We start from the raw sequence: 243 nt of genomic DNA on the forward strand, positions 1-243 counted from the left end.
TTGATTTCTTCTAAGGATAAACCTAAGGTTTGAGGTTTTAAACCATTAATCATATTTCCAGAATCAGCCCAAAGATCATCAGCTTCTTTTACTTGTTCTGGTGTTTGATAGACATTTGAAACTAAAGCTCCAGAAAAGTCTTTTAAATGAGTAATATTCATTCTATTATTTGGATCATTAAAATTCATACATTTATCTCCACCTACAGCATATCCACTAGGCATAGAATTTATATCTGCTTCA

The 243-nt window shown here is 30.9% G+C and carries 1 pseudogene; it reads right to left on the reverse strand.

The window, feature by feature from the left end:
* A pseudogene (locus CCO88_RS10570) lies at positions 1–243 on the reverse strand (Cj0814 family flagellar-dependent secreted protein); the annotation flags it as partial.

Source organism: Campylobacter coli LMG 9860, assembly GCF_000254135.1.
GTDB lineage: Bacteria > Campylobacterota > Campylobacteria > Campylobacterales > Campylobacteraceae > Campylobacter_D > Campylobacter_D coli.